The organism is Stenotrophomonas rhizophila (assembly GCF_000661955.1).
GTDB classification, from domain to species: domain Bacteria; phylum Pseudomonadota; class Gammaproteobacteria; order Xanthomonadales; family Xanthomonadaceae; genus Stenotrophomonas; species Stenotrophomonas rhizophila.
In genome coordinates this window covers 3,026,755-3,040,219 of sequence record NZ_CP007597.1, presented here as the reverse complement: position 1 = coordinate 3,040,219, position 13,465 = coordinate 3,026,755, and the positions used below count along the sequence as shown (strand labels likewise).

14 protein-coding genes are annotated in these 13,465 nt (G+C 64.8%); 4 read left to right on the top strand and 10 right to left on the bottom strand.

Translation table 11 applies throughout. The annotated features are described in order from the left end of the window. Position 1: 1 nt before the first annotated feature. From DX03_RS13145 to pstS (DX03_RS13105), 9 genes are all read right to left on the bottom strand, one after another. The gene (locus DX03_RS13145) at positions 2-757 is read right to left on the bottom strand and encodes an HvfC family RiPP maturation protein (RefSeq protein WP_038689395.1); all 756 of its coding nucleotides are present in this window, start codon (positions 755-757) and stop codon (positions 2-4) included. Continuing rightward, positions 750-1,622: an HvfB family MNIO-type RiPP peptide maturase gene (locus DX03_RS13140; protein ID WP_038689393.1), complete on the bottom strand. Its 873-nt coding sequence runs from the start codon at positions 1,620-1,622 to the stop codon at positions 750-752. Before DX03_RS13140 ends, DX03_RS13145 begins: the two co-directional genes overlap by 8 nt. Further along, entirely contained in the window at positions 1,609-1,986 is a 378-nt protein-coding gene (locus DX03_RS13135; RefSeq protein WP_038689391.1) for an HvfA family oxazolone/thioamide-modified RiPP metallophore, read from the bottom strand. The genes DX03_RS13140 and DX03_RS13135 overlap by 14 nt, the downstream gene beginning before the upstream one ends. Before the next feature lie 653 nt (positions 1,987-2,639). Next, positions 2,640-3,347: a phosphate signaling complex protein PhoU gene (gene phoU / locus DX03_RS13130; protein ID WP_038689389.1), complete on the bottom strand. Its 708-nt coding sequence runs from the start codon at positions 3,345-3,347 to the stop codon at positions 2,640-2,642. Positions 3,348-3,378: 31 nt separating this feature from the next. Next, entirely contained in the window at positions 3,379-4,209 is an 831-nt protein-coding gene (gene pstB, locus DX03_RS13125; protein ID WP_038689387.1) for a phosphate ABC transporter ATP-binding protein PstB, read from the bottom strand. Positions 4,210-4,228: 19 nt separating this feature from the next. Then, on the bottom strand, positions 4,229-5,104 hold the full coding sequence (pstA, locus tag DX03_RS13120; RefSeq protein ID WP_038689386.1) for a phosphate ABC transporter permease PstA: 876 nt from the start codon (positions 5,102-5,104) through the stop codon (positions 4,229-4,231). Further along, entirely contained in the window at positions 5,104-6,072 is a 969-nt protein-coding gene (gene pstC, locus DX03_RS13115) for a phosphate ABC transporter permease subunit PstC (RefSeq protein WP_038689384.1), read from the bottom strand. The genes pstA and pstC overlap by 1 nt, the downstream gene beginning before the upstream one ends. A gap of 109 nt (positions 6,073-6,181) precedes the next feature. Beyond that, entirely contained in the window at positions 6,182-7,273 is a 1,092-nt protein-coding gene (gene pstS, locus DX03_RS13110; RefSeq protein WP_038689381.1) for a phosphate ABC transporter substrate-binding protein PstS, read from the bottom strand. An 839-nt stretch (positions 7,274-8,112) separates the two neighbouring features. Then, on the bottom strand, positions 8,113-9,132 hold the full coding sequence (pstS, locus tag DX03_RS13105) for a phosphate ABC transporter substrate-binding protein PstS (RefSeq protein WP_038689379.1): 1,020 nt from the start codon (positions 9,130-9,132) through the stop codon (positions 8,113-8,115). A gap of 362 nt (positions 9,133-9,494) precedes the next feature. Between pstS (DX03_RS13105) and DX03_RS20730 the strand changes: the two genes are divergently transcribed. Genes DX03_RS20730 through DX03_RS13095 form a run of 4 tightly spaced genes read left to right on the top strand, consistent with a single transcriptional unit; the run spans position 9,495 to position 12,339 of the window. Continuing rightward, entirely contained in the window at positions 9,495-9,593 is a 99-nt protein-coding gene (locus DX03_RS20730) for a pantocin A family RiPP (protein ID WP_185753352.1), read from the top strand. Positions 9,594-9,651: 58 nt separating this feature from the next. Next, positions 9,652-10,779, top strand: coding sequence for a HesA/MoeB/ThiF family protein (locus DX03_RS13100; protein WP_038689377.1), 1,128 nt, complete (start codon positions 9,652-9,654; stop codon positions 10,777-10,779). After that, positions 10,763-11,446: a 2OG-Fe(II) oxygenase gene (locus DX03_RS21195; protein WP_185753351.1), complete on the top strand. Its 684-nt coding sequence runs from the start codon at positions 10,763-10,765 to the stop codon at positions 11,444-11,446. Before DX03_RS13100 ends, DX03_RS21195 begins: the two co-directional genes overlap by 17 nt. Further along, positions 11,443-12,339, top strand: a complete 897-nt coding sequence (locus DX03_RS13095) for a DMT family transporter (protein ID WP_038689375.1) — start codon at positions 11,443-11,445, stop codon at positions 12,337-12,339. The genes DX03_RS21195 and DX03_RS13095 overlap by 4 nt, the downstream gene beginning before the upstream one ends. 30 nt (positions 12,340-12,369) lie before the next feature. Here DX03_RS13095 and DX03_RS13090 read toward each other — a convergent pair whose 3' ends face one another. Further along, positions 12,370-13,146, bottom strand: a complete 777-nt coding sequence (locus tag DX03_RS13090) for a PA3715 family protein (RefSeq protein ID WP_051598859.1) — start codon at positions 13,144-13,146, stop codon at positions 12,370-12,372. Positions 13,147-13,465 lie beyond the last annotated feature (319 nt).

The following is a 13,465-nucleotide window of genomic DNA, read 5'->3' as shown; positions in this document are numbered from 1 at the left end:
ATCAGGAAGCGGGCGGGGCCGGGCCGACAACGCCGCTGCCGTGGAACTGGCGCAGCAATGCTGCTCCGGGGGCGAGCAGTGCATCGGCGGCCAGGCCGTGGGCCCGTGCAAGCTGCTGCAGGTGCCACGTGCCGGCATGGCCGGGCTGTTGGCCGATCTGTTCCAGCAACTGCGCGGCCATCGGGCTGATGGACGCAAAACGCACCTGCCCATCCGGGTCACGCCGCACCAGCAGCCCGGTGGGGGCGTCGCCAGGCGCGCCGGGCGCGTCGTCGCTGCCCAGCCGGTGCACCGGCCAGTGGTACAGCAGCGGCCACGCCAACGGCGAACGCTGCAAGGGGGCATGCATCGGGTCCAGCCCGGGCGTGGCCGGCAGTGGTTGGGCATCAAGCTGGTACAACGCGGTTTCCACCCACTCGTAGTGGGCCAGTTCGGCCAGCGCCGGGTGCGGCAGCATCGGCTGGGCCTGCAGCCACTGCACGAACTCGGCGGCCAGCTCGGTGAACAGCGGGGTCTGCGCACGGTGCTCGGCCACGAAGCGCCTTACCAGCACGGTCCACTCGGAATCACCCAGCAGCTGCACGCAGACCGGGAAGCCGGTGCCCAGCAGGCCCAGCAGGTTGTTGAACACCAGCCGCCGGTAAACCGCCACGCGCCGTGCGTCCAATCCGGCGGGCGAGGCTACCTGTGCCGGGTCGCGCAGGTGGGTGGTGAGTGCCCGCTGCTGGGCGTGCAGGCGGGCCGGCGCGTCAGTCACGGGTGGCTCCGGCGTATGCGGCCATCAGCTGGCGGATGGTGCGCAGTTCGTCGCGCAGTTCGGGGTAGGGCGGGAAGTTGAAATCGCGTTCGAGCAGGGTGGGGCGTGCACCGATGCGCGCGTAGGTGCGGGCCAGCAGGTTCCAGACCGGATCGATCACGGCGCTGCCGTGGGTGTCGATCTTGAGGTCCTCGGCCTCGTCCAGGTGCCCGGCCACGTGCAGGCAGACGATGCGCTCGGCGGGCAGCCCGGCGATGAACGCGTCGGCGTCGTAGCCGTGGTTGCAGGCGTTGACGTAGACGTTGTTGACGTCCAGCAGCAGGTCGCAATCGGCTTCGGCCAGCACGGCGTTGGTGAAGGCCAGTTCGTCCATGGCCGGTTCGGGGGCGAGGTAGTAGGAGACGTTTTCCACCGCGATGCGGCGGCCCAGGACATCCTGCACGCGGGCGATGCGCGCGGCGGTGTGGTGCACGGCTTCATCGGTGAAGGGGATGGGCAGCAGGTCGTAGAGGTGGCCATCGTCGCTGCAGTAGCTCAGGTGTTCGCTGTACAGCGGTACCCGGTGCTGGTCGAGGAACCGGCCCACCTGTTCAAGGAGTTGGGTATCCAGCGGCGCGGTGCTGCCGAGCGACAGGGACAGGCCGTGGCAGCTCAGGGGGTAGCGCTGGGCGAGGTCGGCCAGGGCCTCCCCGGCAGGGCCGCCCACGCCGATCCAGTTTTCCGGGGCGCATTCGAGGAAGTCGAGGTCGCCGGCCGGGGCATCACGCAGGGTCTGCAGCAGTGCGCGGCGCAGGCCCAGCCCGGTCGCCGCCGCAGGCAGCGGCGACCGGTGCATGCCCGGGGCGATGCGGTCAGTGCTTGGCACCGCACTTGCCTTCGCCGCACTTGCCTTCCGCGGCCTTCTTGTCGCCGGCGGCCTTGGTCTTGGCGCCGGTGCCCTTGCCCTTGTCGGCGCCGCACTTGCCTTCGCCACACTTGCCTTCGGCGGCCTTGGCGCCGGTTGCGGTGGCCGTTTTGTCAGCGGCCTTGGTGCCGGCCTTGTCGCCATGGGCGCCACACTTGCCTTCACCACATTTGCCTTCGGCGGCCTTGGTCGCGGCCTGCCCGGCAACGAGGTAGCCCTGGGCCAGGTCGGTCATGCTCAGCGCAGACGCCGACGCGGTGACGCCGAGGCCGGCGACGAGCGCGGTGGCGGCCAGCAGGGACAGCGAACGGGTGGGATTGCTCATCGGGTGGTGCTCCTTGGTATGGGCCGGGGCCCGGGATGGCTGCGTGGGGGCAGCAGGTGTGGCCATGGTGGGCCGGCCCGGCTCAACGAATCCTCACACAGGATTCAACGTTTCGTGAAGTGTGGGGGTGGTTGTTTTTCTTTTTAGAAGCGAAAAGCCAGAGCTGGAGCAACTGCAACTGCAACTGCAACAGCTGTTGGTGCGGGCGTGCCTGGCTTGGCGGGTACGGGTGGGCTGGCGGGACACGCCGTGAATCCATCCTTGGAGGCTCGTGGGCGCCATCCATGGCGCCCAACGGTCCCGCCAACCCACCCGTACCCACCTATGACAGTGAGTCGGATCGCAACGAAGAAGCAGAGCATTTAGATCCGTGCCGTTGCAGCTTTGCAGTGCTCTGCTTTGCTATGGCTGCCAGCTAACTGTCTAGGGTGGGGGTGTGTGGGTTCGCGGGACCCTGAGCCGCATGGATGCGGCGACGGAGCCTACACGGACGTACTTGCGGCGTGTCCTGCGAACCCGCACACCCCCGCCCAACTCAGGTCAACGAGAAGACTGCAGCTGTTGAGCTCCATTCTTGGGCGACATGGAAGCCCGAAACGAAAAAAAGCCGCCACCCGAAGGCAACGGCTTTTGCTTTTCTATAGTTCGGCAGTTCAGACGTGATCGGTGCTGCTGGTTTCGTCGCGCTTTTCGCGGGGGGGCAGGACCTGCTCGCCGTGTACCAGGAACCAGACGTTCTCGGCGATGTTGGTGGCGTGGTCGCCCACGCGTTCCAGGTTCTTGGCCATGAACAACAGGTGCGTGCACGGCGTGATGTTGCGCGGGTCTTCCATCATGTACGTGAGCAGCTCGCGGAACAGTGCGGTGTACTGTGCGTCCAGCCGTGCGTCGTCGTCGCGCAGTGCCAGCGCGGCGGCCGCGTCGTTGTCGCGGTAGGCCTCGATCGCGCGTCGTACCTGCTGCGCTGCCAGCCGGCCCAGCGAACGCAGGCCCTGGATCTGCGGCAGCGGCGGTACCTTGCTCAGGGCGATCGAACGCTTCGCCACGTTCGCGGCGTAATCACCGATGCGCTCGATATCGGCCGGAATGCGCAGGCCCGCCAGGATCTCGCGCAGGTCGCGCGCCATCGGTCCGCGCAGTGCAAGACGCATCACGTCGTGGCTGATCTGCTGCTCCAGGCCGTCAATCGCCTCGTCGTTGGCGATGATGCGCTGGGCGGCGTTCTCGTCGCGCTTCTCGATCACGTCCATCGACGCCTCGAGCTGTGCGACCGCCATCTCGCCCATGCGCACGATCTCGGCCACCAGCCGCTGCTGCTCTTCGTCGTAACTCTTGACGATATGGTCGTTGGGAATGCTCATGCGGGTGTCATCCAAAGGTTCGTGGCCGGGATCAGCCGAAACGGCCGGTGATGTAGTCTTCTGTCTGCTGCTTGTTGGGCTGCGAGAAGATCACTTCGGTGCGGTCGTGTTCGATCAGGTCGCCCAGGTACATGAAGGCGGTGTAGTCCGACACGCGCGCGGCCTGCTGCATGTTGTGGGTCACGATCACGATCGTGTAATCGTGCTTGAGCTCTTCCACCAGCTGCTCGATGCGGCTGGTGGAGATCGGGTCCAGCGCCGAGGTCGGCTCGTCCAGCAGCAGCACGTCCGGGCGCAGGGCCACGGCACGGGCAATGCACAGACGCTGCTGCTGGCCACCGGACAGGCCCAGCGCGCTCTGGTTGAGCTTGTCCTTCACCTCGTCCCACAGCGCACCCTGGCGCAGCGCCTGCTCGACGCGCACGGCCATGTCGGCCTTGGACAGCTTCTCGTGGTGGCGGATGCCGTAGGCCACGTTCTCGAAGATGGTCATCGGGAACGGCACCGGCTTCTGGAACACCATGCCCACCTTGCTGCGCAGGCGGTTCATCGGGTACTTCGGCGCCAGGATATTCTCGCCGTCCAGCAGCACCTCACCGCGCGCCTCCATTTTGGGGTACAGCGCGTAGATGCGGTTGAAGATGCGCAGCAGCGTGGACTTGCCGCAGCCGGACGGACCGATCAGGGCGGTGACGCGCTTTTCGGGGATCTCCAGCTCGATGTTCTTCAGCGCATGGAACTTGTCGTAGTAGAAGTCCAGTCCACGCGCGGCCAGCTTGATCGGCGCCGGGGTCTGCAGGTTTTCATGCGAGGCCGGGACCACGATGCGCTGCATCGGCACGGCGTTGGAAAGATCGTTCATGGCGATATCCGCGGAAAGGTCAGTCATGGGAGATACGGTTGCGCAGCAGGATGCCGCGCGCAGAGAGGCTGACCAGCAGCACGAACACGGTCAGCACCAGCGCGCCGGCCCAGGCCAGCACCTGCCAGGATTCATACGGGCTGCCGGCGAACTGGTTCATCACCACCGGGACCGAGGCCATCGGCTGGAACACGTTGCTGTTCCAGTACTGGTTGCCGAAGGCGGTGAACAGCAGCGGCGCGGTTTCACCGGAGATGCGGGCCAGCGCCAGCAGGATGCCGGTGACGATGCCGGCGGCGGCGCTGCGGTACAGCACCTGCACAGTCACCTTCCATTGCGGGATGCCCAGCGACAGCGCCGCTTCGCGCATCTGCGAGGGCACCAGGCGCAGCATCTCATCGGTGGTGCGCACCACCACCGGCAGCACGATGAAGGCCAGCGACAGCGCACCGGCGAAAGCGGAGAACTGCCCGCCGGTCTGCATCACGTACAGCGTGTAGACAAACAGGCCCAGCACGATCGACGGTGCCGACAGCAGGATGTCGTTGACGAAACGGACCACGGTGCCGGCCTTGCGGAAGTTGCCGTACTCGGCCAGCCAGGTGCCGGCCAGGACGCCCAGCGGCGTGCCGATGGCAATGGCCAGGCCGCACATCACCGCGCTGCCGAAGAACGCATTGGCCAGGCCGCCTTCCTGCATCGGCGGTGGGGTCATCTTGGTGAACAGGTCCAGGTTGATGCCCGCCAGGCCCTTGGAGGCCAGCGTCCACAGGATCCAGCCCAGGAAGAACAGGCCGAACAGCGCGGTCAGGCAGGACATCAGCAGCGCGACCACATTGACGATGCGGCGGCGCAGGTACAGCGGCTGGGAAGAGCTCTTGGCGACGGTGGACATCAGTTGCCCTCCTTGCGGGACAGACGCATCAGCATCAGGCGGGCGATTGCCAGCACCACGAAGGTGACGATGAACAGCACGAAGCCGAGCAGCAGGAGCGCCGAGCGATAGGTTTCGGTGGCTTCACCGAAGTCGTTGGCGATCAGCGCGGCAATGGTGGTGCCCGGTTCCAGCAGCGACGGCGACAGGCGCACGCTGTTGCCGATCACGAAGGCCACCGCCATGGTTTCGCCGAGCGCGCGGCCCAGGCCCAGGAAGATGCCGCCGATGACCGCCGAGCGGGTGTAGGGCAGCACGATGTCCCAGCTGACTTCCCACTTGGTGGAGCCCAGCGCGTACGCCGATTCCTTCAGGCGGGTCGGCACGGTGAGGAACACTTCGCGCATCACCGAGGAGATGAAGGGAATGACCATGATGGCCAGCACGAAGCCGGCGGTAAGCACGCCGATGCCCAGCGGCGGGCCCTGGAACAGCGGGCCGATGATCGGCAAGGTGCCCAGGTGGTCGTTGAGGAACGGGGTGACGTACTCGGTCATCACCGGCACCAGCACAAACAGGCCCCACATGCCGTAGATGATCGAGGGGATGCCGGCCAGCAGTTCGATGGCGGTACCGACCGGGCCACGCAGCCAGCGCGGCGCCACTTCGGTGAGGAAGAAGGCGATGCCGAAGCTCACCGGCACGGCGATGACCATCGCGATCAACGCGGTGACCAGGGTGCCGTAGATGGGCGCGAGGGCGCCGAATTTGTTTTCGACCGGATTCCATTCGGACGAATAGAAGAAGCTCAGGCCCTGCTCCTGCAGGGCATGGCGGCCGCCCCACAGCATCGAGAGTGCGGCGCAGGCCAGGGCCACCAGCACCAGGATGACGGTGGCGATCAGGACCCACCGGAACAGTTTGTCATTGCGGGCGTCACGCAGGTCGCGGGTGGACGGTGCGGGAACAGGCTGGGCGATGGCATTCATGGGAAAGGCGGGGGCCCAAAATTAGGTGGGGTAGTGCCAGGCCATGCCTGGCAGAACGGTGTCATGGCGCCACACTCCGGACCCGCGCAACGCGCGGGTCCGGTCTGGATCACTTGAATTCAGCCGCCCAGTACCCTTCGATCTGCGTCACCAGCTCGGCCGGCAGCGGCACGTAATGCAGTTCGTTGGCCTGCTTCTGGCCGTTTTCGAAGGCCCACTTGAAGAACGCCAGGGTTTCCTTGCTGCGCTTGGCATCCTTGGGCTGCTTGTGCATCAGCATGAAATTGGTGGCGGTGATCGGCCACGCCTGGTCGCCCGGGGCGTTGGTGATGACCAGGTTGAAGTCCTTGGCGCTGGCCCAGTCGGCGCTGGCGGCGGCAGCCGCGAAGGTTTCGGCGCTCGGCTGTACCCAGTTGCCGGCGGCATTCTGCATCGAGGCATACGGCATGCTGTTCTGCAGCGCGTAGGCCAGTTCGACGTAGCCGATGGAGCCCTTGATCTGCTTCACGTACGAGGCCACGCCTTCGTTGCCCTTGCCACCCACGCCGTCCGGCCACTGCACCGAGGTGCCTTCGCCGACCTTGCTCTTCCAGTCCGGGCTGACCTTGGACAGGTAGTTGGAGAAGTTGAAGGTGGTGCCCGAGCCGTCGGAGCGGTGGACCAGGGTGATCTTGCCGTCGGGCAGCTTGACGCCCGGGTTGGCGGCCACGATGGCCGGGTCGTTCCAGGTCTTGACCTTGCCCAGGAAGATGTCGGCCAGCAGCGCGCCGCTGAGGCGCAGCTTGCCTGCTTCCAGGCCGTCGATGTTGACCACCGGCACCACGCCGCCGATCGCCGACGGGAACTGGCCAAGACCGGCCTGGGCCAGTTCTTCGCTGCTCAGCGGCTTGTCGGAAGAACCGAAGTCGACGGTGCCGGCCTTGATCTGCGCGATGCCGCCGCCGGAGCCGATGGACTGGTAGTTGATCTTGGCGCCGGTGGCGTTGTTGTAGTCAGCCGACCACTTGGACACCAGCGGGAAGATGAAGGACGCGCCGGCGCCGGAAATTTCAGCGGTCAGGCGATCACCGGCAGCGGGCGCAGCCGCGGGAGCGTCGGTAGCCGGCGCGGCAGCCTGGCCTTCGGCGCCCGGCTTGCAGGCGGAAAGACCCAGCGCGATGGCCAGGGAAAGGGCGGTCAAGCCAGCCGTGTGCAGTTTCATCGGTCACTCCGTAGCGGGATAGGGGCCGGTCTCTCCGGCGACGCTGCTATGAAATGATGTTTTTGTTACAGCCGTATGACGGTGTGACCGGGTGCACGGGAAACGCCCGTGGGGCGGGGATTTAGCTCAAGTCTCAAGTGCTGGAAGTCAAAGGCGATATTGCCGCTTGCGCCTGATTGGGCGGGGGCGTGGGGGTTCACGGGGCACGCCGTAAATCCATCCATGGAGGCTCGTGAGCCGCTTGCTCGCGTACGCAATCCTGCGTACACGGCAAGACCTGGGTTGGGCGTCCTGCCCAACCCGCCCGACGCATGCGTCGGGCCCATGCGGCCCAACGGCCCCGCGAACCCCCACACCCCCGCCCCAGACAGTTGGCCGGAGGCCATGGATAAGCCAAAGACAAGACCCTCAACCTTCACCCCAGCATCCGAGCACCCAAATCCCAAATCCCAAATCCCAGACACCAGACCAAGGCAACTCAGATCAGATCCAACCGCATTGCCGCTTCATTGCGCAGGCGCTTTTGCTGACGGGCCAGGAAACTGTCGGGGGCTGGTGGGGGTGGGTAGCCGGGGCCCTCCATCGCATGGATGCGATGGCGGAGCTTACAAGGACGTACTTGCAGCGTGCCCCGGCTGCCCACCCCCACCAGCCCAGCCAGCAGAACCGACCCCGCACGTCGCCAGGCTCTGGCAATGGCTCCAGCTCCAGCTCTGGGCTTTTAAGCTTCTAAAAAAAACAAACCCCACAAAAAAGAAAAGGCGCGGATCTTTCGATCCGCGCCCGGCGGCGGCAGGGGGAGAGAGGACCTGCCGCCGCCATTGCCTCGTTGTTGCCGATCAGTACTTCAGATTCTGCGACCAGTAGGTCTCGATCTGCTTCACCAGCGTGTCCGGCAGCGGCACATAGTCCAGCTGCTTGGCCTGCGCATCACCGCTCTTGTAGATCCAGCGGAAGAACTCCTGGGTAGCCTTCGCGTTGGCCACGTTCTTCGGCTGCTTGCGCACCAGAATGAAGTTCGTCGCCGTGATCGGCCAGGCGTCCGCGCCCGGCGCGTTCGTCATCACCAGATAGAAGTCCTTCGAACTCGCCCAGTCAGCGCTGGCGGCGGCCGCGGCGAACGACGTATCGCTCGGCAGCACCACCTTGCCCGACGCGTTCTTCATCGCCGCGTACGACATCTTGTTCTGCAGCGCGTAGGACAGCTCCACGTAGCCGATGCCGCCCTTGATCTGCTTCACGTACGCAGCAACGCCTTCATTGCCCTTGCCGCCGATGCCAACCGGCCACTGCACCGAGGTGCCTTCGCCGACCTTGCTCTTCCACTCCGGGTTGACCTTGGACAGGTAGTTGACGAAGTTGAACGTCGTGCCCGAACCATCCGAACGGTGCACAACCGTGATCTTGCCGTCGGACAGCTTCACGCCGGGGTTCAGCGCCGCAATCGCCGGGTCGTTCCAGGTCTTGATCTTGCCCAGGAAAATGTTGGCCAGCGTCGGGCCGTCGAGCTTCAGTGCGCCCGGTGCGATACCGGCCACGTTGATCACCGGCACCACGCCGCCGATCACCGACGGGAACTGGGCCAGACCGGCCGCAGCCAGCTCTTCCGGCTTCAGCGGCGCATCGGACGAACCGAAGTCCACCGTGGCCGCCTTGATCTGGGCGATACCGCCACCGGAACCGATCGACTGGTAATTGACCTTCTTGCCGGTCGCGGTGTTGTAGTCGGCCGACCACTTGGACATGACCGGGTAGATGAACGAGGCGCCCGCGCCGGTCACATCGGCGGCATTGGCGGCGAACACGGACGACGCGGCGAGGACGGCAACGGCGGCGCGCGACTTGAAGGCGTGGATCACGGGGTGGCTCCTGGGATGGATGACGGTGCGGGGTGTCCCGCCCGGTGCTCATTCCATAACGGTTCGATGACAGCGCAGCGTCTGTCATATGACCGCACCGTGACATGTGTCACGGGTGAGGGTCGGCCATGCCCTGCACGCGCTGGACTGCGGCCGCTCGGGCCATCACGTACGTGTGCTCCGCCGGCCAGACGTGAGATTGCCTCCGCGCAGAAACGGATGCTCGCAAAGGGGTTACTAGGAAATATCCGAAATTGCTGTGCATCTCCAGTTGCTTGACCGAGACCTCCGAAAGTTGTCGCGATGAAACGTAGCTTCGAATGGCGTCGATGTCGGCGCGTGACGAAGCGGAAGGATTGAACATGTCCAGTCTTGTATTTGTCGATCTCAACGAACGCATCTCCGCGATCAGCGAAGAGGATGCGATGTACCGAGACGGTGAGCGCATTCATCTTGCCTGAAGGTCGAAAAGGGGGCGGGCTGCATGCCCGCCTCCTTCCATGCTGAGTGAGGTACGCAATGCGTTACGCCAAGCCGCTGTTGAAGCGCTCTCATCACGTCATGGTCTCCGAAGACGGTGATATCTGTATCGGAGAGATCCCTGGGAAGGCGAAGATCCTTCACCAACCGCCGCCATGGGCAACCGGCGTACTCTCCTTGCTCGACGGACAGCACACGTTGCCGCGAATCATCAAAGCAGCCTCGGCACAAGAGCTGGGTGCACAGGATAGTGAGATCGAGAGCTTCATCGAGGCGCTGGCTGGGTTCGGTTTACTGGAAGAGGGGGGGAGAGTCTCCGCTACGCTCAGCGTGGAAGAGATGGAGCGATACGACCGCCAGATTCTTCAGTTTTCTCTCATCGATGAGGAATGCGTATCGCACGGCTCGATCTACCAGGAGCGCTTGAAGGGCGCACGCGTTCTTGTCCTGGGGATGGGGGGGTGGGGCACATGGTGTTGCTTGAACCTCGCAAGGCTGGGAGTCGGGGTGCTACGAATCGTCGACGGTGATGATGTCGAGGTTTCGAATCTGAATAGACAGATTCTGTACGAATCGTCCGATGTCGGTCGGAAGAAAGTGGCTGCGGCCGTCGATAGCCTGGCGCGACACAATCCCAACGTATGCGTAGAGCCAGTGGCAGAGTTTGCAACCGAGCAGACGGACCGGCTTGAGCAGCTTCTTGAGGGCGTTGATCTGGTTGTGCTCGCTTGGGCAAGCCTGGGGTACTACCGAGCAAAAACGGTCGATCGCGAGGTCCACAGGCTGGCCCATGCGCGGAGCATTCCTGTCATCGAACTGGGAGGGGATCCGCTCGACATATCAGTAGGGCCGATTTTTCCCAACGACGGGCAGCACGCCTCCTATGAGTCAGTTCGGGAGGGGGCCAAGGGCGCCTTCTATAGCGCCGACCCGCTCATCAGGTCGTTTCAAGAGGCGCGTATGCGAAACGATTTCTGCAACGGAAATCGGCTCGTCAATGCTTGGCAGAGCGCTCCTTCATTGGCGGTGATGGCTGGGCTGGCGGCAGATCAGGTGGTAAAGCTGATCACTCGACACGACAGGTGCAGATTGGTCGGGCGTCGATTCCATTTGTCATTGCAGTCTTACGAAGTCCGGGAGGAGGTTGTCTTTGAGTACGCTGGATGAAATTCGGGGCTGCTTCGTGCGCGACGGGTTTGCATACTTCGATCTGGCGGCATATCTCCCGGATGTGCAGGAGGCTGCAGGCAACCTTGGGCGAATCCCGGAAGGCGCGTGGTCACACATCATCAGGAATCGCGAAGGAGAGTTCGAGTTTCCACATGATCGACTGAGTGAGATAGCTCGACATCAGCGCATGGCCGAGGAAGATCTGAAAGAGGGTAGATTCTCGTTCTCATTCGAGAGGTTGAACGACAGTATTGCCAATGCAGGCGTCTACGAATTCCACTCGATGAAACGGCTGTTGGGTTCAACGGCCATGTCAAACGTGTTGTGCAACGTCACCGCAAGGAGGCCGACAAGGATCGTCCAGTTTTATATAAGTCGATTCGGCAGAGGGCACTTCATATCTACTCACCGCGATCCGGGGCAGAGCTTTGGCGTCGCAGTGAATCTGACGCGCGGCTGGGACCCGAATCACGGGGGGCTCACGGTCATCTTGGACGGAGAGTGTCACACCGCAAGAGCATGCCTCGTACCGACTGCTTTCCAGATGCTGGTCTTTTACACCAGCAAGCGCTCGACACCGCATCTTGTTTCGATGGTGTCGGTTTCGCCGCCGCAGGCACGCATGGCGGCCATTGCCCGTTACGATGCGGTGCCTGCCGAATGAGCGGCACATCAACTGATCACCGCAGCCTCGCCTCAGCGCTGGTTGTCGTCATCATCTGGAGCACCAGTTTCTCGTTCGCCAAAGAGGCCATCGACCACCTCGGGCCGTGGCTGTTCCGCTGTTACAGCATGGCGATCGGGGTACTGCCGTTGCTGCCGTTCGTGCGCCGCAGTCTGGTCGATCTGCGCAAGATGGCGCCGCTGCAGCGCCGCTACCTGTTGTGGGCCGTGACCTTGACCGGCAGCGTGGTCGCTTCGCTCAACATGCTGGCATTGGCCTACTTTCCGGCGTCCAGCGTGCTGGCGATGATGTACACGATGCCGGCGTTCGCCAGCCTGATCGAGGCTGTCGCGCGCCGATCATGGTCCTGGCTGACACTGGTCGCGCCTGCCGCTGCGTTAGCGGGTGTGGGGGTCTACAGTGGCGATGCCAGCATGGGGGCGGGCGCCGTTCTGGTGCTGTGCAATGCGGTGGTGTGGGCAGTGGGGACGTGCTTGTCGGGCAGGGTCGGGCCGGGCCTGCAGCCGTTCACCGCCGTCACCGTGCAGATGCTGATCGCCCTCCTCGCCAGCCTGCCGATGCTGCTGGTGGCCGTGGTGGCCTTCGATCACCCCTTGCCCGTGCCGACGCCGTCGGACGGGGTCGGCATCCTGTATGCGGGGCTGCTCAACGGCGCCCTGGTGTTCTGGCTCTGGTATTACGCCATTCGCGGGCTGGGGTCATTGCGCGCGTCGTGGTTCACCTTGTTCGTGCCGATCCTGGGCGCTCTGTTCGCCGCCGCGTTTTTTTCCGAACGGCTGGGGCCGCGCGAGCTGCTTGGCATTGGTCTGATCAGCCTCAGCATGCTGGTCCAGCGCGCCGTATCACGCCGACACACCGCCCCGGCACGCTGAGCATCGACGAAGCGCGGGCGGGCTGCCCCGTTACAGCGGCCGCAGCGCCTCCGGCACCGCATACTGCTGCCCGTCATGGCGCAGCACGTGGCGTTCGCTATCCACCGGCGTGTCCTGGTCGCGGCACGTCTCGCCGTCCATCCAGCTGCGGCTGGTCACCCGGCGCTCGCTGACGATCAGCTCGGCCAAGCCATGCGACGGTTGCCGGCCCACCGAGAGCGTGCGTGTCACATCGATGGACTCGCCCGCACAGCGCGTGTCCCATTCGGCCTGGTAACGACGCGTCACCAGCGGCGGGCTGAGTTCGCGCAGGCCGGTGCCCTGCATCGCCAGCAGCCGCAGCTGTTCCTCGCTGAACGGGTTGGGGCCGGAGCCATTGCGTCGCTGCAGGCGCAGCCCGAATGCCAGCGTGTCGGCGGCCAGCTGGTAGCGCGCGGTATCCAGGCGCATGCCGTCGAAGAACACCGCGTCGCTGTCCAGCGCGCCCGCCAGCACCGTCCAGGCGCGCGGTGCCAGGGTGTCGGAGTCGATCACCATCACCTCTACGTCGCCATCGCGGGAGTCGTGGTCGCCGCCATCGCGCCAGACCGGCGTGGCCAGCAGGGTCAGCCCGGGGCGGGCCGGCCAGCGCCGGCAGACGCTGCCCGTGGTGTCCCGGGTGTAGCCGGCGCGGTCCGGCAGCACATTGCCTGCCCGCTCCAGGTACGCCTGTTGCGCCGCCGCCTGCGCATCGTGGCAGTCCTGCGCGCGGGCGGGCAGGGCGGTGCCGCACAGGGCAGCCAGCAACAACGACAGGGCGATACGCATCGGAACATCCACGGGCCAGGGGCGCCCAGCATACGCGCGCGGGCGCCCCGTCATTGCGTGACAACGCGACGCAACCGGGTAGAGCCACCCCATGGGTGGCTACGCAACCAACGACTCGGGTGGCTACGCAACCAACGCACGGGCGCCCACGCAAAAAAAAGGTTCTTCGCCCATCTGAGGGGCAGGCAGAAACGTGCCTTGGCGCTTTCCAGACGCGGCCGTCGGCGGGTCGGGCGCTGGGCCCCCATGCCCTTTCCGGCGAATGTCCTCCGGCGTCGGCCTGCGGCCGCCACCTCCTCCTTTATTTCACCTCCAAGGG

What these genes read in the sequence shown, in the direction of transcription:
- DX03_RS13100 (WP_038689377.1), top strand. Translation starts at nt 9,652, where the DNA reads ATGCGTTACGCCAAGCCGCTGTTGAAGCGCTCTCATCACGTCATGGTC.
- pstB (WP_038689387.1), bottom strand. Translation starts at nt 4,209, where the DNA reads ATGAACGATCTTTCCAACGCCGTGCCGATGCAGCGCATCGTGGTCCCG.
- DX03_RS20730 (WP_185753352.1), top strand. Translation starts at nt 9,495, where the DNA reads ATGTCCAGTCTTGTATTTGTCGATCTCAACGAACGCATCTCCGCGATC.
- phoU (WP_038689389.1), bottom strand. Translation starts at nt 3,347, where the DNA reads ATGAGCATTCCCAACGACCATATCGTCAAGAGTTACGACGAAGAGCAG.
- pstC (WP_038689384.1), bottom strand. Translation starts at nt 6,072, where the DNA reads ATGAATGCCATCGCCCAGCCTGTTCCCGCACCGTCCACCCGCGACCTG.
- DX03_RS13095 (WP_038689375.1), top strand. Translation starts at nt 11,443, where the DNA reads ATGAGCGGCACATCAACTGATCACCGCAGCCTCGCCTCAGCGCTGGTT.
- pstS (WP_038689381.1), bottom strand. Translation starts at nt 7,273, where the DNA reads ATGAAACTGCACACGGCTGGCTTGACCGCCCTTTCCCTGGCCATCGCG.
- pstA (WP_038689386.1), bottom strand. Translation starts at nt 5,104, where the DNA reads ATGTCCACCGTCGCCAAGAGCTCTTCCCAGCCGCTGTACCTGCGCCGC.
- DX03_RS13090 (WP_051598859.1), bottom strand. Translation starts at nt 13,146, where the DNA reads ATGCGTATCGCCCTGTCGTTGTTGCTGGCTGCCCTGTGCGGCACCGCC.
- DX03_RS13135 (WP_038689391.1), bottom strand. Translation starts at nt 1,986, where the DNA reads ATGAGCAATCCCACCCGTTCGCTGTCCCTGCTGGCCGCCACCGCGCTC.